Genomic DNA, 22,608 nt, shown 5'->3' on the forward strand with positions numbered 1-22,608 from the left:
TTTAGCCGTTTTGAGAAAGATATTTGCATACATGATACTGGCCGGCTTTCTGGCAACAGGCACACTGGCCGGTTGCAGCATGAAAACACCGCAGCAAAAGAAAACAGCGGCATATCTAAGAAAGAGCAAACGGGGCAATGTACCTTGTCCCTGCGAATCGAACTAACACCCTTTTCAGCCTCTTATGAAGAAGATCGTAATCGCCATTGACGGCTACTCCTCATGCGGGAAAAGCACCACCGCCAAATTAGTAGCCGCCGAACTCGGGTACGCCTACATCGATACGGGCGCCATGTACAGAGCGGTTACACTTTACTTTCTGCAGCACCACATCTCGCTTACCAATCCCAAAGAGATTCAGAAGGCCCTGAGTAATATCGATATTACCTTCTGGTACAATGCAAAAGCCAAACGCAACGAGGTGGTGCTCAACGACCTGAGCGTGGAGGACGAGATACGCAAAATGTATATTTCGAACCAGGTGAGTGAGGTAAGCGTTATTGCAGAGGTGCGCCGGGCGCTGGTAGCCCAGCAGCAGAAGATGGGTAAAAAGCGTGGCGTGGTAATGGATGGCCGCGACATTGGCACAGCGGTTTTCCCGGATTCCGAGGTGAAAATTTTTATGACTGCCGATGTGCTGACACGCGCCAAAAGGCGGCAGCAGGAGTTACTGGAGAAAAAACAGCTTGTAAACCTCGACGAAATCATAACCAACCTCGAAAAGCGCGACCTGATAGACTCGACCCGTGCCGAAAGTCCGCTGCGCCGTGCCGAAGATGCGTACCTGCTCGATACCTCGCACATGGTGATCGAGGAACAGGTAGATTTTGTGCTGCATAAGGTGGGTTCAAAAATATTAAATGAAGCATACTCTGAGCAACAGAGTTGAGTGGTAAACATGGAAGTAACAATAGATAAAAACTCTGGCTACTGTTTTGGCGTAGAGTTTGCCATTGAGATGGCCGAAGACGAGATGCGGAACTGTGAAGAACTCTATTGTCTCGGTGATATTGTGCATAACAGCATGGAAGTGCAGCGCCTGTACGCCAAAGGCCTCCGCATTATAGACCGGGAGCAACTGAAAGAACTCCGGGACTGCAAAGTGCTGATCCGGGCGCACGGCGAGCCGCCGGAGACGTACAAGCTGGCGCTGGAGAATAACATCGAGCTGATAGATGCCTCCTGCCCGGTGGTGCTTAAGCTGCAGAACCGGGTGAAGCATGCCTTTGATTCCGGCAGAGCCGCCGATACGCAGATCGTAATTTACGGGCAGGTGGGCCATGCCGAAGTCATCGGGCTGGCAGGCCAGACAAGGGACGAGGCTATTATAGTAACAACCGAGGAAGACCTGGCCAAAATTGACTTTAACCGGCCTGTTACGCTTTTCAGCCAGACCACCAAGAGCACCAAAGGCTTCTACCACATCAAAGCCCTGATAGAGGAACGCCTGCAGCAGGCCAACCAGGACAGCAAACTGCCAGCCTTCGATGCCAACGACAGCATCTGCCGCCAGGTGTCTAATAGGGAGCCACAGCTGACCCGTTTTGCTGCAGAGCATGATGTGATCATATTTGTGAGCGGAAAGAAAAGTTCGAACGGCAAAGCGCTCTACAGCGTATGTAAGCAGCACAACCCGAGGAGCTATTTTGTAGAGAACGAGGAAGAGCTGGAAAGGGAGTGGTTTACAGATGCCGCCAGTGTGGGCATTTGTGGCGCTACCTCAACCCCAATGTGGCTCATGCAGCAGGTGGCAAAAGGCATTACGGCGCTTACCGAAGCAGTTGTTTAAGAAGATGCTGCTCTGCGTTAGCTTTTACAAATAGTACCTTCAGGCTTTGCGGTTGCAAAGCCTTTTTTGCTGAATTTGTTTTATGAATCGCTTCGTACGCTATTTTTTAAATGGCTTGTTGATTATAGCCCCCCTTACCATTACGGTTTGGATAGTGGTGGCTATTCTGGATTGGCTGGATAGTATTTTAGACCTGGGCGTTCCCGGGCTCGGTATCCTGATCATGGTGGTTCTGCTTACGGTGGTAGGCTATATCGGCTCTTCTTTTTTTGTAAAGCCTTTCATCCTGTACACCGAGCGCCTGGTACACCGGGTGCCGCTCATCAGCATCATCTACTCCAGCATCAAGGATTTGTTTAATGCCTTTGTCGGTGATAATCAAAAGTTTAACAAGCCTGTGCTGGTAAAGATGACGGAGCAGTCCGATAACCTGAAGCTGGGTTTTGTTACGCAGGACACGCTGCTCACCATCAACGTAGAGGACCGGGTAGCCGTGTACTTCCCGCACTCCTACAACTTCTCGGGCGAGCTTTTCATCGTGCCTAAGAAAAATGTGACTTACCTCGACGCCCCCAGCAGCGAAGTCATGAAATTCATCGTATCCGGTGGTGTATCTAAGCTGTAGGAGTTGTCTGAACACGATTACTTTGTCTGAATCAGGATTTACAGAATTTAGGGATTTTCATGATTAAGGTTGTCTGAACACGATTAAGAAGATTTAAGGAACAGCAGGATTGATTCGATTTGTTTGTGGTTCGTGTAGGAGACGCGGGCACCGCGTCTCTACAGTCAGACCTCTAACCTTTCTACCTTTCCGTTACAGGGTTGAAAATCTTCAACCCCTACATGTTCTCTACCTTTTTAACTTTCTACCTCCTAAACTTTCTAACTCTCTAACTCTCTAACTCCCAAACTCTCTAACTAACCTTGCCTCTCATCAGCCTCAATAGCTCGAAACTGCACTACCGGAAGCTCGGCTCCGGAAGCCGGATAATGCTGGCGTTTCATGGCTATGGGCAGAGCAGCGCGTATTACCTGCCGATGGAGAAGGCGCTGGGGCAGGATTACACGATTTACGCCTTCGACCTCTTCTACCATGGCAACAGCCGCTTGTACAAACAGCAGATACCGCTCTCCAAGGAGCACCTGCAGGAGCTAATTACATTTTTCCTGGAGGAGCAGAAAATAGAATGGTTTACGCTGATGGGTTTTAGCATGGGCGGCAAGTTTGTGCTCACCCTGGCAGAGCAGCTGCCCGAGCGGGTAGAGGAGCTGTACCTGATTGCCCCTGACGGCATCAAAACAAGCTTCTGGTACAATATAGCCACCTATCCGGGCTGGCTGCAGCAGCTGTTTAAACGAACGGTACTCAAACCGGGCTTTTTCTTCCAACTCGTGCGGGTGCTCGATAAAGCCAACTTAATGCCCCGGAGCCTGCTGCGCTTTACCCGAAGCCAGATGGACAGCACACCCAAGCGCCTCCGCATCTACCGTAGCTGGATCGGGTTCCGGAAACTCAAAGTCGACATCCGCCAACTGGTGCGAACACTGAACAAGTACCAGATCCCCGTCACCATGATCCTGGGAGAATATGACCAGATCATCACGGCCAAACGCATGAAAGCTTTCATAAAAGCCCTCGATAAAGGCGAACTGATTGTGCTGAAGACAGGCCACTCGCACCTCCTGCACGAAGTAGCCGAACTGCTGCACCAGCGGCGGGGAAGTTAGAGAGTTTGGGAGTTTAGGAGTTAGAGAGTTTAGGAGGTAGAAAGGTAGGGGTTGAAAATCTTCAACCCTTTTTCAAATTGCACAGAGAAAGTCTTCTGCTCCTGCCTCCATTGCCTCTCCTCCTGGTAATCCATAAATCTTTTAATCGTGTTCAGACAAACAGCAGAGGCAATGGAGGCAGGAGCAGAAAGAAATTTCAGGGTTAAAAATGTTCAACCCCAACAAAAGAACTACCTCTTTACCTTTCTAACTTCCAAACTTTCTACCTCCCACATCTAATAACCAAACCAAGCCAGAACAGTATAGGTAAAGGTTGTGTCCGCTTAGGTAAGCTGACCATCGGTTATTTGTGCTTCTACCGGAATTAAATCCAAGCTATGAAATATATTGCCTGTCTCTTGCTCTGCTATTTTTCATTGATAAGTGTAAGTTGCTCCTCCAATGAGGGCGATACCCGTAGTGGGAATCCTCCTGCCGTTGATAACCCCGGCGGACCGGTAGATAAGGACCTGGCGAAGATAAAGCTGCCGCAGGGCTTCCGGATCGATTATTATGCCAAAGAGGTGGATGGTGCCCGTTCTATGGTGCTGAGTCCTTCGGGTATCCTGTTTGTAGGTACCCGCGACGAAAAAGTGTTTGCGGTAGTAGACAAGAACAAAGACGGCAAAGCAGAGGAAGTTGTGGAAGTAGCTAAAGGGTTAAACATGCCCAATGGTGTGGCCATCAGAGACGGAGCGCTGTATGTAGCAGAGGTCAGCCGCATCCTGCGCTTTCCCGATATCGAAAACACTTTCCGGAACAAACCCAAATACGAGGTTATTTACAACCAGTACCCCGACGAGCGTTCGCATGGCTGGAAGTACATTGCCTTTGGGCCGGATGGCAAACTGTATGTACCGGTGGGGGCGCCCTGCAATATCTGTGAACCTGAAAAGCCAATCTTCGCTTCCATCACCCGCATTAACCCGGATGGCTCCGGCCTTGAAATTTTTGCCGAAGGCATCCGCAATACCGTGGGCTTCGACTGGCACCCCGAAACAAAAGAGCTGTGGTTTACCGAAAATGGCCGCGACAGGATGGGCGACAATGTGCCGCCCGACGAGCTGAACCGTGCGCCCCGCAAAGGCATGCACTTCGGCTACCCCTACTGCCACGGCGGCACCATCTCCGATCCGGAATTCGGAAGCAATCGGAACTGCAGCGAGTTCACCAAACCCGTGCAGAACCTGGGGCCGCATGTGGCTGCGCTTGGTATGAAGTTTTACACGGGCAGCATGTTTCCTGGTCAGTACAAAAACCAGGTATTTATTGCCGAACACGGCTCCTGGAACCGCTCCGAGAAAATTGGCTACCGGGTAATGCTCGTCACGCAGGATGGCAGCGGAAACACTACCTACAAACCCTTCGCCGAAGGCTGGCTGCAGGATGGCAACGACTGGGGCCGCCCCGTAGATGTGCTCGTGATGCCCGACGGCTCGCTGCTGGTGTCCGACGATAAAAACGATGCTGTTTACCGGATCACCTATACAGGTGGGTAAGAACTGCTGTTTTAACGCAATGTTCAAAAATGTATCGCTCTACAAACATGAACTTCAAAGCTTTTAAGGAAAGTGTCGCAACAGGTAAGTTGCCTGCCTTTGCCTCTGTTTACCTGCAGGCACTTTGGCACGATGCCCGCGGCGACTGGGAGAAAGCGCATGTGCTCATCCAGGATGTACTGGATAAAGATGCTTCCTGGATACATGCTTACCTGCACCGCAAAGAAGGCGACCTCTGGAATGCCGATTACTGGTACAGTAAAGCCGGCCGGAAAAGACCCGAAGTATCGTTGCAGGAAGAGTGGGAGGCCATTGCGGCTGCGCTCAGCGAAGAATCCGTCTGAAAAAGTTTTCTGCACCTGCCACCACAGCCGCTGCTGCTTGTGCTGCAATAAAATAACTGCCTCACTACCTGTGCTTCCTGGATAGCTGCGTTTAAATTTTCTGTAATGTCGGCGGCTGCTGTAGCAACTATCCCTGCCAGACTCGTATATTTAACCTCTGATGAGCGAGGAAAAAACACTACAACCCAAACCGGAAAAAAAGATGATCGGGAGGCGCGAGCTGGTTGCTTTCCCGGAGTTGGATATCGTGGACATCGAGGCCAAAATTGATACGGGCGCCTTTACCTCCGCCATTCACTGCTCCGACATTCACGAGGAGGCGCTGCCGGATGGCACGCGTGTCATCAGCCTGGATTTGCTGGACCCGTCGCATCCGCAGTACAACCACCGCAAGCTTACGTTCTCCGACTTCACATTCCGTGATATCAGGAGTTCCAATGGCGAAGTGCAGCAGCGGTATGTCATCAAAACAAAAATTCAGCTGTTCGACGAAGTGATAGAAGCCGAATTCTCGCTCTCCGATCGCAGCGACATGAAATACCCGGTGCTGATCGGGCGCAGCCTGCTGCAGGGCAGGTTCGTGGTGGATGTGTCGCGGAAAAATGTCGCGAGCAAGTATAAAATCAAACAGAAAAAGAAACAGAACCTTTTATGAAAATAGCCATTCTCTCCCGCAACCCGAAGCTTTACTCTACCCGGCGTTTGGTGGAGGCGGCAGAACAGCGGGGGCACGAGGCCATTGTGCTCGACCATCTGCGCTGTGACCTTGTTGTGGAGCAGGGCAACCCGCATATCCTCTACAAAGGCGAACGCCTGAAAGGCATCGATGCCATTATTCCGCGTATTGGCGCCTCAGTTACTTTTTACGGCACGGCCGTGGTGCGCCAGTTCGAGATGATGAAGGTGAAAAGCGTAGTAGATTCGCAGGCCATCGTGCGCTCCCGCGATAAACTGCGCAGCCTCCAGATCCTGGCACGGGCCGGGCTGGGCATGCCGAAAACCGCTTTTACCAACTACTCCAAAGAAACCTCGGAACTGGTGAAGGAAGTGGGAGGAGCGCCGCTCGTGATAAAACTGCTGGAAGGCACGCAGGGGCTGGGCGTGGTGCTGGCCGAAACCCAGAAAGCGGCAGAATCCGTGATCGAGGCTTTTCATAACCTGGAAGCCCGCATTATTGTGCAGGAGTTTGTGAAGGAATCCGGCGGGTCCGATATCCGCGCTTTTGTGGTGAACGGCGAGGTAGTGGGCGCCATGAAACGGCAGGGCAAGGAGGGCGAGTTCCGCTCAAACCTGCACCGGGGCGGCAAAGCCACACTCATCAAACTTACCCGCCAGGAAAAAGCGGCTGCCCTGCTGGCGGCCAAATCGCTCGGCCTGGATGTGGCCGGTGTAGACATGCTGCAGTCGAAGCGGGGACCGCTGATACTGGAGGTAAACTCTTCACCCGGCCTGGAAGGTATTGAAAAAGCCACGCAGAAAGATATTGCCGGAAAAATAATTGAGTTTACCGAAGAGCTTGTGCAGCGGAAACTGAACAAGAAAAAGAACGTGAACGAGTAATCTGTATGCCCGAAACCATTGTCATTAACGGTAAATCGATAGACCGGGGCGAAAAAGTGCTTACCAAGCTGGTAGTGTCCAAGCTGCCCAGCGGCACCGTGATCGAGATTCCCGTTTATGTGTTCCGGTCGGTAAACGACGGGCCGGTGGTGCTGCTCATGGCCGGCATGCATGGCGACGAAGTAAACGGCATCGAGATAGTACGCCGCATGCTCACCCGCAAAATGCTGTACCCGCTCAAAGGAACCATCATTGCCGTTCCCATTCTTAACATTTACGGTTTCCTGAACTTCTCGCGCCAGGTGCCCGATGGCAAAGACGTAAACCGCAGCTTCCCGGGGAGCCGGGACGGTTCGCTGGCCAGTCGTGTGGCCTACCGGTTTATGAAAGAAGTGATGCCGTATGTGGAGTATGGGATTGATTTTCATACCGGCGGGGCCAGCCGTTCCAATTACCCGCAGATACGCTGTGAACTCGACAATCCGAAGAACCTGGAACTGGCCAGCGCGTTCGGCGCTCCTTTCGTGCTGGACTCTTCGCTGCGGCAGGGCTCGCTGCGCAAAGAGGCCTCCAAAGCCGGTAAAAGTATTCTGGTGTATGAAACGGGCGAGTCACTACGGTTCGACGACTTCGGCATCAGTACCGGGATAGAAGGCACCTGCCGTTTGCTGCATCATTTAGGGATGATGGCGGGCGCCCCAGTGGTGCAGCAGGATTCCATCATTTGTAAAAAAGACATCTGGGTGCGGGCCAAAAATGCCGGTTTGTTCCGGGCGGTGGTAAAACTGGGTGATTACCTGGCAAAAGGCCAGACCATCGGGAGCATCACCGACCCCTACGGCGAAATGGAAGTACGCATTACCTCTCCGGCTGCAGGTTACATTATCGGGCTCAACAACATGCCCGTCGTGAACCAGGGCGACGCGCTGCTGCATATTGCTTATTGAAATATGCTGTCATAAAAAAAGCGACAGTGTCTGTTATGGTACAAGACACTGTCGCTTTTATTTTTAGTTTTCCGCTACCGGAAAGATTTCTTAACTGTCATCCTGCAAAGCTCAGAGGAGCAGAGGCTGTGGTGCCAGGTGCAGCAGAATTTTTAGCGTAAAAAAAGCAGCTTAGAACACGAAACGCACGTGCAGGGCCGAATCCCAGTAACCGCCGCCGCCGTTCAGGTTGATGTAGGGCTTGATGTCGGCACCAATGGTAAAGGGAATGTCTTTGATAAAATACTCAAGACCCAAAATGCCATCCACGCCTACACCCCATACATGGTCGTCGTAATAATATTTATGGTGTTTGTCGTAGTAGTAGCGGCCATCGTGAAAACCAATGTGGCCGCCTAAACCGTAATACCACAGCAAACCGCTGGTGTTAAACGCCTGGGCATGCTTTTCGTAAAGCACCGTGATCACGGTGCCCCTGTACTTAAAGCGGCTGCTGATAATTCCTTCGATGGCCGCATCGCTTTTAATAAAATGTTTGATGGTAAGACCGGAGGCAACACCTCCCCTGATACCGATACCGGTACTGTACCCGCTTTGTGCCTGGGTGGTAGAAGCAGCCAGTACGAGCGCAAAGCACATAACGGCTGCGCAGAAAAATTTTTTCATGGTAAATAAATTGATTTAAGTTTGTTTTGCAGACAAGTAACCTGCTCTTGCGGGTGCAAAATTACGAAATAAACGAAGAGAAAAAGTAATATTGTGTAACCGGCTTAATATTTTGAATCGTCGGTGTACGTCTCCAGGTAAGCGGTTTTGCGGGTGCGCCTGCCTATCAGTTTAAAAAAGTGATAAACTCTTGCTTGTCAAGCTCCAGCGCTTTGGCAAAAGGGTCGGTTTTGTCGCTTTGTTTATAATCCCGGATGTACTCCTGGCGCACCACTGCTGCCTCTGCCAGTTCTTCTGCTGCTACTATCTCAACCAGGCCGGTTTTCTCCCAGTGTTTGCGCCACCACGCAATGGTGTGGATGTAGTACCAGTAATTCTGAAAGTCATGCTGCAGGAAATCCGGCACCTGGTTCAGCGACTCTATTTCTTTTGTAAAACACACATCCACAATGGCAATGCAGCCACCCGGTTTCAGGAAGCGGGCAATGTAGGGCAGGTACTTGTCGTCGGTGCCGAAATAGGTGAAGGAGTCGACGGCAATGATCACATCGAAATATTCGTCGGCGAAAGGAAGGGCGCGGGCGTCTGCCTCAATCGGAATCACCTTGTTTTCGCAGCCTTCGCTCCGGATGCGCTGGTAGTTGGAGCTGGCCGAGATAGCAGGGTCAACGGCCCAGACGGTAACGCCAAATTCGTTGGCCAGGAAGATCGAACTGATGGCTTTGCCGCAGCCCAGGTCGAGCACGCGCATGCCCGGTTTCAGACGCAGGGATTTGGTGAGGCTTTCGAGGTTGAACAGCACATTTTCGCCCATGGAGTACTTGCGCACCCACTCCGGGTCGTACTGGGCTGCTTTCGGGAAAACTTGTTTAATGCGGCGCTCCTGCATAGCTGGCGGTGGGGGCTGTAGTTATTTTTTGTTGCCGAGTTCCTCCAGGTCGTCGGACAGGTGCAGGTGGATACCTTTTTTGTCCTGGGCGGCCAGGTTTACCATCGCCTGGGCAACGGTTGCTGCCTGGATGGGTTTGTATTTTTCGAGCGGGCCAATCATCAGGGAGCTGATGGGTTTCATGATTTTGCTGGCAATTTCTTCGCCGGTACGCTGCTCTTCGCGCTCCCCCAGCAGGAGCGAGGGCCGGATGATGTGCACCGTTTCAAACCCGAATTTCTTTATATCCTCTTCCATCTTTCCTTTTGTCCGGTTGTAAAAGAAAAGCGACCCCGGGTCGGCCCCCATCGACGAGATTACCAGGAACTGCGAAGCGCCTTTGTTCGCCGTAATTTCAGCCAGTTGTGTCACGTAAGTGTAATCTACCCGGGTAAAGGCTTCTTTGGAACCTGCTTTTTTGATGGTGGTGCCCAGGCAACAGAAGACATCATCGGCAACCATTTCCATCCGGTATTTCTTCAGGTTATCAAAGTCGATTACCTGCTGGTCGAGTTTCGGGTGAATCATGGGCAGTTCGCGGCGCCCGATGGAGATCACCTGGTCGTAGCGGTCGCTGTTGAGGAGCAGGCGCAGGCAGTGACCTCCAACTAGTCCGCTGGCGCCGGCAATAAGAGCGGTTCTGGTTCTTTGCATAAATGCTGATTTACGCAGTGAGTACGGGAATCGGAAGAATAAAGGTCTGAAAAGAAAGTATTTTAACTAAAAAATGTAGTGGCACTACGCTGTTTCTGAGCGGGCGCAGCATAAGCTGTTGCTACTCATCAGAAGGATCCAGCAAGCTGATGTGGGTTGGCGCGATATGAATTTTGCCGGCCTTAAACAGGGTGCCGATGGCGCGTTTAAAAACCTTTTTGCTCATGCCCAGTTTGCTGTAAATTTCCTCGGGACTGCTGCAATCGGAGAGCGGCAGGAAGCCGTCTTCCTGGCGGAGCAGGTCGAGTACTTTCCCCGAAGCATCGCCTACTTCGTTGAACCCGCCGCCGCTCCTGCGCAGCGTTATATCAATTTTGTTATCAGGCCGGATGGCTTTGACATAGCCTGTGAGCTTGTCGCCTAGCTTCAGGGGTTGAAACACCTCGTTTTTATAGAGCATGCCCATGTAGCGCCCATCGATAATGACTTTGATGCCGATATCGGAGAAGCCTGTTACCAGCAGCTTTACTTCCTGGTTCTCTTGCAGGTCGATGTGGTCGTGCTCCAGGTATTTGCCTAGTTTGGTAGTGGCGACAATGCGGTCGGTGGTTTCGTCTACGTACAGGTACACGCAGTATTTGCGGCCGGGCACCATCTTTTCTTTCTGGTTGTGGAGGGGCACCAGCAGGTCTTTCTCCAGCCCCCAGTCCAGGAAAGCGCCGAAGGGCGTGCTGTCTTTTACGGTAAGGCAGGCGAACTCGCCTACTACGGCTTTGGGGGTTAAGTTGGTGGCAATTACACGGTCTTCGGAATCGCGGTACACAAACACCCGCACAAAGTCGCCCACCTTCGCACCTTCGGGCACGTACTTGGCGGGCAGCAGGATATCGCCGTCTTCCGACGTCAGATACACGCCAAAGTCTACTTCCCGTGCTATCTCCAGTTCGTTAAAATCGCCTAATGCTACCATAGTTCCTGCTGTGTTTAGTTCCTTATTTGCAAAGCTATGAAATTTGAGGACTGTTTGATACATTTTTACGGCTGAACGGGCAGCAGGGCTACAACTGCTGGTGTGGATGCACCGGTTGTGGTTAAATGTGTAGGAGAGGAAATGGAGGCAGGTGCTGACATGTTTTGTCTGAACCGTTGATGATAATGATGCATGTGATGCTTTCGTAAAATGTATGTAGAGATACCTCATCACAAAAATCATTTCATCACTACCATCAACGGTCCGCTTTTCTTCTTTTCCGGATGCTGTGCCTGTGGCGCAGGAATTTTTCCAGCGTCACGATCAGGAACAGCATAATACCCGCACCAAACACACGCAGCAGCTGCATGGCGTCGAGGGGTGCGGAGTAGAACAGGGTGTTCATGACGGGCAGGTAGATGAAGAGGGCCTGTATGAAGAACATGGCGGCAATGCCATAGTACACCCACAGGTTGGTGAAGTAGCCGACTTCGCGCATGGGTCTTACCAGCGAGCGGCAGTTGAGCAGGTAAGCAGCTTCCAGCACCACAAACACTGTGGAGGCCACGGTCTGGGCTTCGGCGATGGTAGCGCCGTGGGTTGTTTCGTAGAGGTACAAACCAAAGGACGCAATCAGCAGCAGCGCCCCCACTAGTAAGGTACGCATCACCAGGTCGTGTGTGAGAATGGGTTGCCCGGAAGGGCGGGGCGGACGCTCCATTATGCCGGGTTCTTTGGGCTCGAACGCCAGGGTGAGCCCGAGCAGTACGGCCGTGGTCATGTTTATCCAGAGGATCTGCACCGGCTGTACCGGCAGCTGTGACCCCAGCACGACAGCCGCCAGGATGACAAGGCCCTCGCCCAGGTTGGTTGGCAGCGTCCAGACGATGAACTTGGTCAGGTTGTCGAACACGCCGCGGCCTTCTTCTACGGCGCCTTCTATCGAGGAGAAATTATCGTCGGTGAGCACCATGTCGGCGGCATCTTTGGCAACATCGGTGCCGGTTATGCCCATGGCAATGCCGATGTTGGCCTGCTTGAGGGCAGGGCCGTCGTTTACGCCGTCGCCGGTCATAGCTACCACTTTGTCGCGGGCCTGCAGGGCTTTTACGAGCCGCAGTTTCTGGTCCGGCGACACCCGGGCAAAAACAGAGGTGTTCTCCGCAATTTCCTCCAGCTCCTTGTCTTCTATCTGCTGCAGTTCCCTGCCGGTGATGGCAAGCAGTTTGCCCTTCTCCTCGCGGCCTTTCAGGCCTATCTGGCTGGCGATGGCGGCAGCGGTGACGGCGTGGTCGCCGGTAATCATTTTTACATCGATGCCGGCCAACTGGCACAGCTTTACGGCCTCCACTGCTTCCTGGCGCGGCGGATCGATCATGCCCTGCACACCCAGGAAAACAAGCCCGGTGCCGGTGTCGGAGTGTGCGATGCTGCGCCTGTCTGCAGGAGCTTCGGCCATGGCAAAGGCCAGTACGCGCAGCCCTTCCCCGGCCATGGCCTCTACCTGCCGGTGAATGGGCTCTTTTTCCAGGTCCAGGAGGTTTCCGTCGGATTGCATAATTTTGGTGCAGCGCTCCAGCACCGCTTCCAGGGAGCCCTTCAGGTAAACGGATGGTTTGTCGCCACAGTGCAGGGTGGCCATGTACTGGTACTCCGACTCAAACGGGATGGTGTCTTTCCGTGGCTGTTCCTGCTCCAGTTGTGTTTCCTCGAACCCTGCTTTGCGTGCCGTTACGATCAGGGCGCCTTCGGTTGGGTCGCCTTCCACGGTCCAGAGGCCGTCCTTTTCTTTGATCGCGCTGTCGTTGCAGAGCATGCCGGCCTTCAGGCAGAACTCCAGTGCCTTGTTGCCCGCCAGGTACACGGCTTTCCCGCTTTCGAGAATTTCGCCTTCGGGGCGGTAGCCAATGCCGCTTACCTCGAAGGCTGTGCCGCCGGCTACAATTTTCTGTACCGTCATCTGGTTTTCGGTGAGCGTGCCTGTTTTGTCGGAGCAGATAACGTTGGTGCTGCCCAAGGTCTCTACGGCCACCAGCTTCCGGATGATGGCGCGGCGTTTGGCCATTTTGGAAACTCCCAGCGCGAGCATGATGGTAACGGCAACCGGGAGCCCTTCAGGTATGGCCCCAACGGCCAGCGCCACTGCCATCATAAACGTGTCGGCCAATGCCACGCCACGCAGCAGGCCAATGATAAACACAACTACCGAAAGACCTAAAATAACCCATAGCAGCAGGTGGCTGAACTCTTTTATTTTTTTGGTAAGCGGCGTCTCCAGGTTCTGTGCACTTGAGATGGACTGCTGTATTTTGCCGACTTCGGTATGGTCGCCGGTTGCTACTACCACCCCCTTGCCCTGCCCGTAGGTGACAACCGTGGAGGAAAAGCCCATGCACAGCCGGTCGCCCAGCACGACATCGGCAGGCACGGGGCGGGTGTTTTTATCCACTGCCACCGACTCGCCTGTCAGGGCCGACTCGTCTACTTTCAGGTCGCGCTCCTGCACCAGGCGCACATCCGCCGGAAATTTGTCGCCGGACTGCACCAGCACGATATCACCCGGCACCAGCTCCTGCGCATTAATGTCCTGCTTCCGGCCGCCCCTGATAACGTGTGCCCGGGCGGTCATGCTTTTGGCCAGCGCATCAATAGCTTCCAGTGCTTTCGACTCCTGGATGTAGCCGATAACGGCATTGATGAACACCACCCCGAAAATGACTGCCGCATCGATGTACTCGCCCAGCACAATGGTAACAACGGTAGCAGCAAGCAGGATGTAGATGAGGGGCTGGTGAAACTGCAGCATGAACCGCACAAAAGCGCTTTGCCTTTTTTTAGGCGTCATGATGTTGCGCCCGTACTGCTCCGTCCGCTTCTCTACTTCCTCTGTGTTCAGGCCCATTTCCGGCGACACCTGCAGGAGGTCCATGGCTTCGGCAGCCTCGATGGTATGCCAGTTGTGTGGTCTGTTCATTTGCAGGGGCTGGCTGGTTACTTGTTTCTCTTTTGCTAAGTTCATCCGGGTAATGTTTTCTGTTTCAGAATTTGATGGCCGGTGTGCAGGCTTTGGTTAAAAGTGTTGCAGCGGGCCAGGATGGTATAATTTGGGACTGCTGCTACTTTTACCACTCCTTCTGCTCACTGCATGGAACCGGTTGTATGCAAGGGTAACAGTTTGCTCATCTGCTTCCCGGCTTAAGACCTGTCGCGAAAGGGTGTCTGTTTTTTTGACGTAAGCGCCGGCGTTAATGTTGCCGGCTTACTAGGGTACCTGTTTTTGATCCCGGAAGTTGCTGATATCTATCATGTTTTGGACGAACACAGGGCATAGCTGCTGCAAAGGTTGTGGTATAACTTGCACGGGTGCAACAGGCACTAGTTCATTCCTTTTTGCCAGTCAGCGGTGCGTGCATGTATGCGTGCAGTGCAGCAGCGGGAGTGGTGGCTGGTGCAGCAGTATTTTTTGTTGCTCTGGTGCTAAACCAGACTTGTTATTTTTTAATGATTGAAATAAAACCGAAGTGTCACATCAAAGTCAGCGATCATGAAAACGATACTTGTTCCTACTGATTACTCGAAAGAAGCGAAGAGCGCCCTGTGGTATGCCCTGGATATGGCGTTGGTATGCAAGGCCGATGTTGTGCTGTTTCACGCGTTTCAGAGCCCGATTTTTTCGCCTTATCTTTTTGACGAGGAGCGACTGAAAGAGGAACTGGAGCAGCAGAAGCTGGAAAAGCTGAAGTGCTATGCCAGAGAGGCTGTGGATAGTTTCTGTACCTACTTCACGTTGCTTTCGGGTACGGCAGTCAGGGCGCAGGTGAAGGAGGAGGTAACAGACGGCGGACTCAGTTCGCTCTTTGTTTGCCTGGATGAAGAAAAAGCTGTTTCCGTTACATTTGCCTGCAAGTACGGCCCTACGGAAGTTGAAATTAACCAGGCGGCCCGTGTGCATGCGGCAGATGTACTCGTGATGGGAATGCGGGGAGCAGGCGCGATAAGCCAGGCGCTTTTAGGGAGCACCACCATCGCCGTGATGCAGGAAAGTGAGGTGCCGGTACTGGCTGTTCCTTTGCAGGTGCGCTTCAACGGGCTTTCGTCTGTGGTGCTGGCGATAGACCCGCTAAAACTACCCGGTGCGGATACGCTCGAACCGCTGCGCTGTTTAGCGCAAACCTATCATAGCAAACTGGCGGTGCTGCAGATGTTTACCGGTAAAACGGACCTGGAGGCACAGGCAGGTAACCTAACGGCGGCTAACTTGCTTGCCACATGTTTTCAGCATACGGAGTACCAGCTTCACACCAGCCTGGGCGATGATGTGGCCGCCGGCATTCAGCTATTCCTGGAGAAACAGCAGGCCGACCTGCTGGTGCTGGTGCCGCAGAAGCATACCTTCCTGAGCAGGTTGCGCAACAAGAGCATTACCGGGAAAATGGCCGCCAGGACCCTGGTGCCGCTGTTGGCGTTGCCCCTGGAAACAAGAACAGCGCCTGCCTTGGCGCAAGAACAACGTATTTCTGCGTAACACATTTTGCGGCAGGCGGGTTACAGGCCTATTATAAAACAGCAACACCCGGCGAATGTTAAGGTCCGCCGGGTGCTGCTGTTTTTTTGTGCTTATGATTTCGCTTTTGCTTTCGTCGTTTTGGCCGTTCTCAATCCGGTCTTCGGCTTTTTGGTTTCCCGGCCGTCATCGCTATCCTCCATAATGTCCTCGGGCTTTGCGATCAGGCCGATGGACAGGCCGTCTTCGCCGAGGAAGTGCTCGATGTGGTGGCATCGGTCTTCTGTTTTGATCAGGATGCCTTCCAGGAGTGCTTTTGTGGCAAAGTCGCCGTGTTCGAAGGCTAGTTTAATGGATTTGCGCAGCTCCACGGCTATCGTCTGCTCATCTTCCATGTCTTTTTTCAGCATGTCGCGCACCCGGAACACGCCTTCCTCCTCGTGCTCGATGTAGGCCAGCTCGGCCTGCTTCAGGGGGTGGCAGGTAGGGCAGCAGCCCATTACCGTCAGGCGCTCTGCCAGCGCATCGTACTGCTCGTGTATCTCGGTGTAGTGCTCTTCGAAGAACAGGTGCAGGTCGCGGAACTGCGGGCCTTCTACCAGCCAGTGATGCTTGTGGTACTGGCTGTGCATAATGATGAAGGAAGCCAGGTGGCGGTCCAGCTCACGTGCCATGGTGGTAGCGGTGTCTTTTGGAAGACCGACAGGATTGCCTTCGTATTCTGATTTTTCTCTTAATTTTTTCATAGCAGATATATATAATTTTTGCTTCTGTAACCGTGATTTCAGGATTGATAGCGTGATTTAGCCCGGAAAGGTTCTGGAAATTTGATCTCAGGTGGTTTCTTTGCTGAATATCAGCTGCTTCTTTAGCGGAACCGGGCTATGTCGGGCTGCGTGAACCGGAAATCGGCGAAGTCGTAGTAGGGGCGTGTTGCCTGCAGGAAGCGGAAGTTCTGCGGGTCTTGGTTGGGGGGCATGTTGGGGTAATAACTGAGCAGGATCTGGATGGTGCTGAACGAAAGATACTCGTTGCGGAACCGAAAGCCTGCGCCAAAGCCGCTGTACGGTTTTGTTTTAAAAGGAGAAGGACTGTTGAGGGCAGAAAGCCAGGCGAAATCGGTAAACACGACGGTAGCCAGTTTAAAGCCGAAGAGCGAGAAGGGCGTGTAGAGGTTGGCTTCGTAGTTAAGCACAATGCGTTTGTTGCCCCGCAACAGGTCGGAGCTGAAGCCGCGGAGCCCCAGTTCGTTGTTGATAGAAAGCAGATCTTCGGGGTTGCGGTTGATGCCCAGGGTGGCCCGGCCAATAAAAAAGTTGCGGAGCTTCCAGTTGCCCCACTCGCTTAGCTTTGTAAAATAGAGCGTTTCGAGGTTGAGCGTTCCCTGCTCCCAGTTGCTGTTGTGAATAAAGGAGCTGTAGCCGGCTCTGCCAAACAGGTAGCCAAAGTTCGGGCTGTATTTGGCAAAGGAGGCTTCGGTTGCGAAATAACGCCGGTTCCGGAGATCGCCTTTTTCAACACCGGTGGTCAGGGTCAGCAACATGCCCGCCGGAATATCTTCGGTGCGGCCAAAACCAAACAAAAACCTGTCTTTGTAGTAACGCCTGATGCTGTAGCCAACACTTGCCAGCAAGAGGGTGTTGCTTTGGATGTTTTCGGTAGGTGGCGTATCGTATTCTGTGTCGATAAGCCGAAGGGCTACAATGGTGCGGGAACGTGGTTCGTAGCCCAAGTTGTACGACTTAAATTTAAAGGAGCGGCCTATCCAGGCATCGCGGCGGTTGTAGCTGATGTTTGTGAAGCGTGCCGCTGTATCTTTTGGCTCTGGTGGCAGCAAAAACAATTCGTCTTTCCAGCTCAACCCTAAGGCGCCGGCATACTTGGTGTTCAGCGAGAAAAAATCGCGCCGCAGGTAGGCGCTTTTCTCTTTCCGGAAATTCTCGTTGGTGTAGATGAGGTCGGCAGAAACGTAGGTATTGCTGATATTCTCGATGGCATAGGCTGCTGAAAAGTCCCAGGGGCGGGGATCCGGGGTGTTAAAACGGTAGGAGGTGCGTACCTGGTGCCCTAGACCGAGGAAGTTGAGCTCGCGCGGGGCAATCCGGCCCGACCGGGAGGAGAGCCTGTAGGAGGCGGAGCCGCCCAGGCTGAATACGTCTTTCGTGAGCACGAACACGTCTACGCTGTCGTTGGTAGTAGTGGCTTCGTTGATGGTAATGCGGGCATCGAGCAGGTAGCTGGTCTGGCGTAGCAAACGTTCCGATTCGATCAGAGCCAGCGGCTCCAGCGGTTCGTTTTGTTCAAAAAGCAGTATATTCCGGATCAGGCTCTGGCGGGTTTTTACGTGCAGCGAGTTGGCCGCTTTTTCTGCAAAGTTTCGTGGTGCCCGGCTGGTATCGTTGATGGAATAGCCGAAGGCGTCGAGGGTGCGGATTTCGATACGGCGCACAATTTTGTAATTGTGTTTGGCGTATTCCCGGGCAATCAGTTCGGCGTCGAGCCCCTGGACTTCCTCTTCATGCCTGTCGAACACCAGCATAGCTTTCAGGAGTTTGCCCATAATGGTTTGCCGCTCCGACAGCTGGCGCAGGTTTTCGATAATGCGTTCATCGAACTTTTGCCTTGCCGTGTCCTGCAGGGTAGCGTTGCGGATAGTGTCTGTACTGGTTGGCGGCGTTTCCTGTGCCTGGCAAAACCCCACCACAAGCAACATGCTCAGAAGGCAGAAAAAGCTGCTGCGGATAAAACAGTGGTGTAGGGCAAACATGTAGGTTGTTGTGGTGCTTGTTTAACTATCTTTCAAGTATAACGATTTCTTTTAGCAGATGTGCTGCCCGTTCCGGCAGAACCGGCAATTCCTCTCAATTAAAACGGTTTATACTGCAACTGCAGGATTGGGTTGAAATTGGCAGGCTAAGGAAAAGCAGCGGGAGTGGTGGCAGGTGCAGTAAACTTTTTTTGGTTGTGGACAGGTATGCCTGATGCCGGGGGTAAAATGGTTGCTAATAAAATTAGTGTTTCCACAGGTGTGGATAAGCTTGTTTATAACTTTTGCTAATTTTAATAGTTTTAGTTTTGAAAGTTCTCTACTTTTAGAGTGTTGAAACGCTGCATAAAACACAGGTGATAAGAATGATAGCTTGTGGGCTAATAAAATTAGCAGGTGTGGCGGGAGTGCTGCAGCAGCGGATAGCGGCGGAGTATTCTGCAGATGCTGCAGATGAGTTATTTTTTAAAGTTGCAGTACCATGGCTTCGGCTAACCAGGAAGTAAAAATTCGAAACGATAAAATTTATCCAGTACCAGAACAATTAAAAAAAGAAACCGACATGAGAAAGACCACAAAAGTTGCCCGTGTATCCTGCTACTGCAAACTGAACATGCTGGTGCCGCACCTTAAAACACTTTCTGCCAGAATGCAGGCCGAAACAACAGGCGATAAAGCCAGGACAAGCTATAACGTAAAGTAAAGCCTGCGGGGCATCCGGCTTTGTGCCCTTCAATAGATCTTGTTGCGAATGCTTCGGAAAGCGGAGCTGGTGGAGGCGGCAGCCAGCAGCGGGGGCTGAAGGAAAAACGGTTGCCTGCAGGGGTAGGGAGTGCCGGACCTGGGCTTGTTAAGCGGAGCAGTGGCAATGGTGGCTGATGCAGCAAATATTCCCGGAAGCCGGAAACCGGTCTGCCGCTCCTGGTGGTTGTGCAGTGGCTGTGGTGGCTGGTGCTAAGGCAGGAGCAGAATAGGCTGGAATGGATAGCTGGCGGCTTTTGTTCAATATTGAAATTTCCCTCCTTTGCCTGACCTGGTGGAGCAGGAAAAAAGGATACTGCAATTGTAGTAAAAAGAGAATGGTGGTTTTGGGTAAAAGTAGTTGTGTTTTAGTTGACTAAGAGGGAGTTAGTTCCGTCGGGAGCAGCAGGGTAACCAAAAGCAGCTAAATACGTATAAAACTATATAGACTTTTATTCAATCAAATTTTGCAGCCGATACATTGCCTCTGAAGGAATTGTACAAGTGTATGTGCCCGCTGCTGTACCAAACCTTTTTTCACTATGAACGTCCGCGTAAGAAAAAAACTCATCCAGGTAGCTCGTGGAAGAGCTTACCTCATGACTTTACAAAACCTTATCATTGAAGCTGAACTTGGCCTCAATTTAGAAAATGCAAACGAAAAATCGCAGCTCTCCGAAGTAATAGACGAAATATCGGAGGAAGAACACGCTGCCGGTCGTCCTTTGCTCAGTGCACTTGTACAGGTAAAAGGAACCCGTAACCAGGGCGACAGTTTCTTCAGGCTATGTGAGCGGCTTGGCTATGGCGACTGGAGAACGCTGAAAAAAAACCGCGAATTTTTAGAAGCACAACGCGAGGCCTGCAGGCAGTTCTGGCAGGACAGCAGCAACTTTACATCGTACCTCTAGTACTTCCGGAATAACATATGATGGAGCGGCAGGCTTTGCTTTCTTTGCAAGGGCTGCCGCTTTTTTTTAAGCGCTACTGTTGTCTACCTGCCTGATAGTGAGTGCAGTAACAGTGGTGTCTGCTGCATCTGTTCGTTTGTGCAGCACCAGCTTCGTACCCGGTAACGATAACAAAGGCTGTTGTAAGGCCAATTAGTTTTTTAAATCCTTCCGCAACACTATTCTCCTTCCTGTATCCCGTAATGCTACAGCTTTCTAAAGCGTTAGAAACTGTTGAAGCCCCCCTTAAATTGCTCATACGGATGTATAAATTCGGTTTCGTTGGCTTATTTAATTTAAAAATGAAATATAATTTATAATTTGGATTGGTTCTATTTAAAAATCTTCCTTTATTTATATCCGGATTCCAGCTGCATTCAACCAGGGCAAGAAATAGTAATATACTTGTTCAACAGGATGGCTTGCCTTAGACTTTACACAATTTAAATATTTTCTTTTTTACAGATTTTCTTACTGCCTATGAAAGCAAAGACTTTTACTAAGGTCCTGGTTATTGCTATGCTCTTTTGGGGAGCTTATTCCACCGCCCTGGCACAAAACGAAGCCGCCAAGTTTGGTAAAATCGAAGAATCGGAGTTGCTGATGAAGGTGTACGATCAGGATACCAGCGCAGCTGCCGTCGTGTTATCCGATTTCGGGTACTCCCGCTTCCTGTTTGCCAACAATATCAAGCTGGTATTTGAGCGCCATATCCGCATCAAGATCCTTAAAAAATCGGGCTACGATTGGGCGGATGTTCAAATTCCGCTTTACCGGAACGGCACCAGGAAAGAAGTTGCATCCGGCATAAAAGGGTATACCTATAACCTGGTCGACGGCAAGATTGTAAAGGACAAGCTGGAGTCTAAAGCTGTTTTCGATGAGAAGATGAACGAGAACGTAGCGGTGAAAAAGTTTACGATGCCAAACGTGAAAGAAGGTTCCGTGATCGAATACACCTATACCGTCACCTCCGATTTTTTTGAGACGCTCCAGGATTGGGAGTTCCAGACCAGCATCCCGACGGTGTGGAGCGAGTACCGTGCCCAGATACCCGAATATTTCGATTACAAGTTCCAGTTCATGGGCTACCACAGCCTGCACGACAACAACTCCGAACGGCAGGCCGCAGCTCAGTCGAATATGATGAACAACTCTTACCGTTGGGTGATGAAAGATGTTCCGGCCCTGCGGGAAGAAAGGTTTATAACGACAATAGATGACTACAGATCTAAAATTGAGTTTGAGCTGCAGCAGGTAAAGTTCCCGGGCGAATTACCCAGGACTATTTCCGGAAGCTGGGATGATATTGTGAAAGACCTGCTAAAAGAGGACCAGTTCGGGGTACAGCTAAACCGGAACAACTTCTTTAAAAATGAACTGGCCGCCGTTGCAGCCAAATACAGCACACCGGAGCAAAAGCTGGAGGCGATACATGAGCTGGTTAAAAAGACGGTGAAGTGGAACGGGAAGAACGGCCTGTATACCACCAGTTCTATCCGGAAAGCCTACGACAATGGCACCGGGAATGTAGCCGACATCAACCTGCTGCTGACCTCGATGCTGCTCGAGGCAGGCTTCGACGCCACCCCGGTACTGGTAAGCACCCGGGAGCATGGCCGTGCCTTTAAAGGGGCAGCCCTCATTACAAAATTCAATTACGTGATCGCTCATGTGAACCTGGATGGCAAAACCTACCTGCTCGATGCCACTTCGCCGCTCTTACCGATGGGCATGTTGCCTTACAGGGTGCTGAATGGCGAAGGTTACCTTGTGAAATCAAAAGAAACAGGCGGTGGCTGGGTGCCGCTTAAACCAAGCGGCGGGTATGCCACTTTCTTTAACGGCGAAGTGACGCTCAACGAGAAAGGAGAAATGACAGGTAAAGCCACCGAATCGCATTCAGGCTACAGTGCGCTCTTCAAGCGTGAGGAGATTACGGATGAAGGCGAAGCAAAGTACCTTGAAAACTTCACAAAGGAAGTCGGCGAGTTTAAAATAGATCAGCCCACGCTGGACAACCTGAAAGACCTGGCTGGTATACTTAAGATTGGCTATAACATTACGGCCAGCGGCAACGACCAGCAGAACAGTGTCCTGTACCTGAACCCCATGCTGGGCCACGGCGAAAAGGAAAATCCTTTTAAACTGGAAAAACGCCTCTACCCGGTAGACTTTGGCTTTAACCACGACGAAACCTATATGGTAAAATTTAACATTCCGGCGGGTTACGAACTGGACGAAATTCCAAAGAATATGGTGTTGAGCCTGCCGGATAACGGTGGCAAGTTTACTTATATGATAAGTGTGCAGGGCAGTGTGATCCAGGTGCTAAGTAAAATATCCCTGAACAAGCCTGTATTCTATGCCCAGGAATACCCGAACCTGAAAGAGTTTTACAACCACATTGTGGCCAAGCACGCAGAACAGATTGTGCTCAAAGCCAAGTTAACGAACTAATAGCATCAGCAATATAAAATGATGGGCATCTGACGCAAAGGCATGTTGTTTTGCTCCGG

The 22,608-nt window shown here is 51.7% G+C and carries 20 protein-coding genes; 13 read left to right on the top strand and 7 right to left on the bottom strand.

What is annotated here, in order from left to right:
- Positions 1 to 184 precede the first annotated feature (184 nt).
- From cmk to DCW36_RS00490, 9 genes are all read left to right on the top strand, one after another.
- On the top strand, positions 185 to 889 hold the full coding sequence (cmk, locus tag DCW36_RS00450) for a (d)CMP kinase (protein ID WP_114782486.1): 705 nt from the start codon (positions 185 to 187) through the stop codon (positions 887 to 889).
- A 9-nt stretch (positions 890 to 898) separates the two neighbouring features.
- The gene (locus DCW36_RS00455; RefSeq protein ID WP_114782527.1) at positions 899 to 1,789 is read left to right on the top strand and encodes a 4-hydroxy-3-methylbut-2-enyl diphosphate reductase; all 891 of its coding nucleotides are present in this window, start codon (positions 899 to 901) and stop codon (positions 1,787 to 1,789) included.
- Positions 1,790 to 1,871: 82 nt separating this feature from the next.
- Positions 1,872 to 2,414 carry a DUF502 domain-containing protein gene (locus DCW36_RS00460; protein ID WP_114782487.1) on the top strand — a complete coding sequence of 181 codons (543 nt, stop codon included), beginning with the start codon at positions 1,872 to 1,874 and terminating at the stop codon, positions 2,412 to 2,414.
- Between the two features lie 302 nt (positions 2,415 to 2,716).
- A complete protein-coding gene (locus DCW36_RS00465) occupies positions 2,717 to 3,520 on the top strand; it encodes an alpha/beta fold hydrolase (protein WP_240675985.1) in 804 nt (267 codons plus the stop codon).
- Positions 3,521 to 3,897: 377 nt separating this feature from the next.
- Positions 3,898 to 5,058 carry a PQQ-dependent sugar dehydrogenase gene (locus DCW36_RS00470; protein ID WP_114782489.1) on the top strand — a complete coding sequence of 387 codons (1,161 nt, stop codon included), beginning with the start codon at positions 3,898 to 3,900 and terminating at the stop codon, positions 5,056 to 5,058.
- A gap of 47 nt (positions 5,059 to 5,105) precedes the next feature.
- Positions 5,106 to 5,402, top strand: a complete 297-nt coding sequence (locus tag DCW36_RS00475; RefSeq protein WP_114782528.1) for a hypothetical protein — start codon at positions 5,106 to 5,108, stop codon at positions 5,400 to 5,402.
- A 160-nt stretch (positions 5,403 to 5,562) separates the two neighbouring features.
- Positions 5,563 to 6,057 carry an ATP-dependent zinc protease family protein gene (locus tag DCW36_RS00480; protein ID WP_114782490.1) on the top strand — a complete coding sequence of 165 codons (495 nt, stop codon included), beginning with the start codon at positions 5,563 to 5,565 and terminating at the stop codon, positions 6,055 to 6,057.
- Positions 6,054 to 6,962, top strand: a complete 909-nt coding sequence (gene rimK / locus DCW36_RS00485; protein ID WP_114782491.1) for a 30S ribosomal protein S6--L-glutamate ligase — start codon at positions 6,054 to 6,056, stop codon at positions 6,960 to 6,962. The genes DCW36_RS00480 and rimK overlap by 4 nt, the downstream gene beginning before the upstream one ends.
- A 5-nt stretch (positions 6,963 to 6,967) precedes the next feature.
- Positions 6,968 to 7,909 (top strand): succinylglutamate desuccinylase/aspartoacylase family protein, encoded by a 942-nt coding sequence (locus DCW36_RS00490; RefSeq protein ID WP_114782492.1) that lies wholly within the window; start codon positions 6,968 to 6,970, stop codon positions 7,907 to 7,909.
- Positions 7,910 to 8,080: 171 nt separating this feature from the next.
- Here the strand turns inward: DCW36_RS00490 and DCW36_RS00495 are convergent, their stop codons facing one another.
- From DCW36_RS00495 to DCW36_RS00515, 5 genes are all read right to left on the bottom strand, one after another.
- The gene (locus DCW36_RS00495) at positions 8,081 to 8,575 is read right to left on the bottom strand and encodes a hypothetical protein (RefSeq protein ID WP_240675986.1); all 495 of its coding nucleotides are present in this window, start codon (positions 8,573 to 8,575) and stop codon (positions 8,081 to 8,083) included.
- Between the two features lie 166 nt (positions 8,576 to 8,741).
- Positions 8,742 to 9,464 carry an SAM-dependent methyltransferase gene (locus DCW36_RS00500; protein ID WP_114782493.1) on the bottom strand — a complete coding sequence of 241 codons (723 nt, stop codon included), beginning with the start codon at positions 9,462 to 9,464 and terminating at the stop codon, positions 8,742 to 8,744.
- A gap of 21 nt (positions 9,465 to 9,485) precedes the next feature.
- The gene (locus tag DCW36_RS00505) at positions 9,486 to 10,157 is read right to left on the bottom strand and encodes an oxidoreductase (protein WP_114782494.1); all 672 of its coding nucleotides are present in this window, start codon (positions 10,155 to 10,157) and stop codon (positions 9,486 to 9,488) included.
- Between the two features lie 121 nt (positions 10,158 to 10,278).
- Positions 10,279 to 11,127 (bottom strand): CvfB family protein, encoded by an 849-nt coding sequence (locus tag DCW36_RS00510; RefSeq protein ID WP_114782495.1) that lies wholly within the window; start codon positions 11,125 to 11,127, stop codon positions 10,279 to 10,281.
- Positions 11,128 to 11,383: 256 nt separating this feature from the next.
- Positions 11,384 to 14,146: a cation-transporting P-type ATPase gene (locus tag DCW36_RS00515; RefSeq protein WP_114782496.1), complete on the bottom strand. Its 2,763-nt coding sequence runs from the start codon at positions 14,144 to 14,146 to the stop codon at positions 11,384 to 11,386.
- Between the two features lie 525 nt (positions 14,147 to 14,671).
- Between DCW36_RS00515 and DCW36_RS00520 the strand changes: the two genes are divergently transcribed.
- Positions 14,672 to 15,652: a universal stress protein gene (locus DCW36_RS00520; protein ID WP_114782497.1), complete on the top strand. Its 981-nt coding sequence runs from the start codon at positions 14,672 to 14,674 to the stop codon at positions 15,650 to 15,652.
- 92 nt (positions 15,653 to 15,744) lie between these two features.
- Here the strand turns inward: DCW36_RS00520 and DCW36_RS00525 are convergent, their stop codons facing one another.
- Together DCW36_RS00525 and DCW36_RS00530 are read right to left on the bottom strand one after the other, a co-directional pair.
- Positions 15,745 to 16,377 (bottom strand): Dps family protein, encoded by a 633-nt coding sequence (locus tag DCW36_RS00525; RefSeq protein WP_114782498.1) that lies wholly within the window; start codon positions 16,375 to 16,377, stop codon positions 15,745 to 15,747.
- A 122-nt stretch (positions 16,378 to 16,499) separates the two neighbouring features.
- Positions 16,500 to 18,398, bottom strand: a complete 1,899-nt coding sequence (locus DCW36_RS00530) for a BamA/TamA family outer membrane protein (protein ID WP_114782499.1) — start codon at positions 18,396 to 18,398, stop codon at positions 16,500 to 16,502.
- Between the two features lie 562 nt (positions 18,399 to 18,960).
- Between DCW36_RS00530 and DCW36_RS22410 the strand changes: the two genes are divergently transcribed.
- From DCW36_RS22410 to DCW36_RS00540, 3 genes are all read left to right on the top strand, one after another.
- Complete coding sequence (locus DCW36_RS22410; protein ID WP_164890991.1) at positions 18,961 to 19,101, top strand: hypothetical protein; 141 nt, start codon at positions 18,961 to 18,963, stop codon at positions 19,099 to 19,101.
- A gap of 580 nt (positions 19,102 to 19,681) precedes the next feature.
- Positions 19,682 to 20,050 carry a hypothetical protein gene (locus DCW36_RS00535; protein ID WP_240675987.1) on the top strand — a complete coding sequence of 123 codons (369 nt, stop codon included), beginning with the start codon at positions 19,682 to 19,684 and terminating at the stop codon, positions 20,048 to 20,050.
- Between the two features lie 519 nt (positions 20,051 to 20,569).
- Complete coding sequence (locus tag DCW36_RS00540) at positions 20,570 to 22,549, top strand: DUF3857 domain-containing protein (RefSeq protein WP_114782501.1); 1,980 nt, start codon at positions 20,570 to 20,572, stop codon at positions 22,547 to 22,549.
- The last annotated feature ends 59 nt before the right edge of the window (positions 22,550 to 22,608 follow it).

The sequence above is a fragment of the Botryobacter ruber genome, assembly GCF_003347595.2.
GTDB classification, from domain to species: domain Bacteria; phylum Bacteroidota; class Bacteroidia; order Cytophagales; family Hymenobacteraceae; genus Pontibacter; species Pontibacter ruber_A.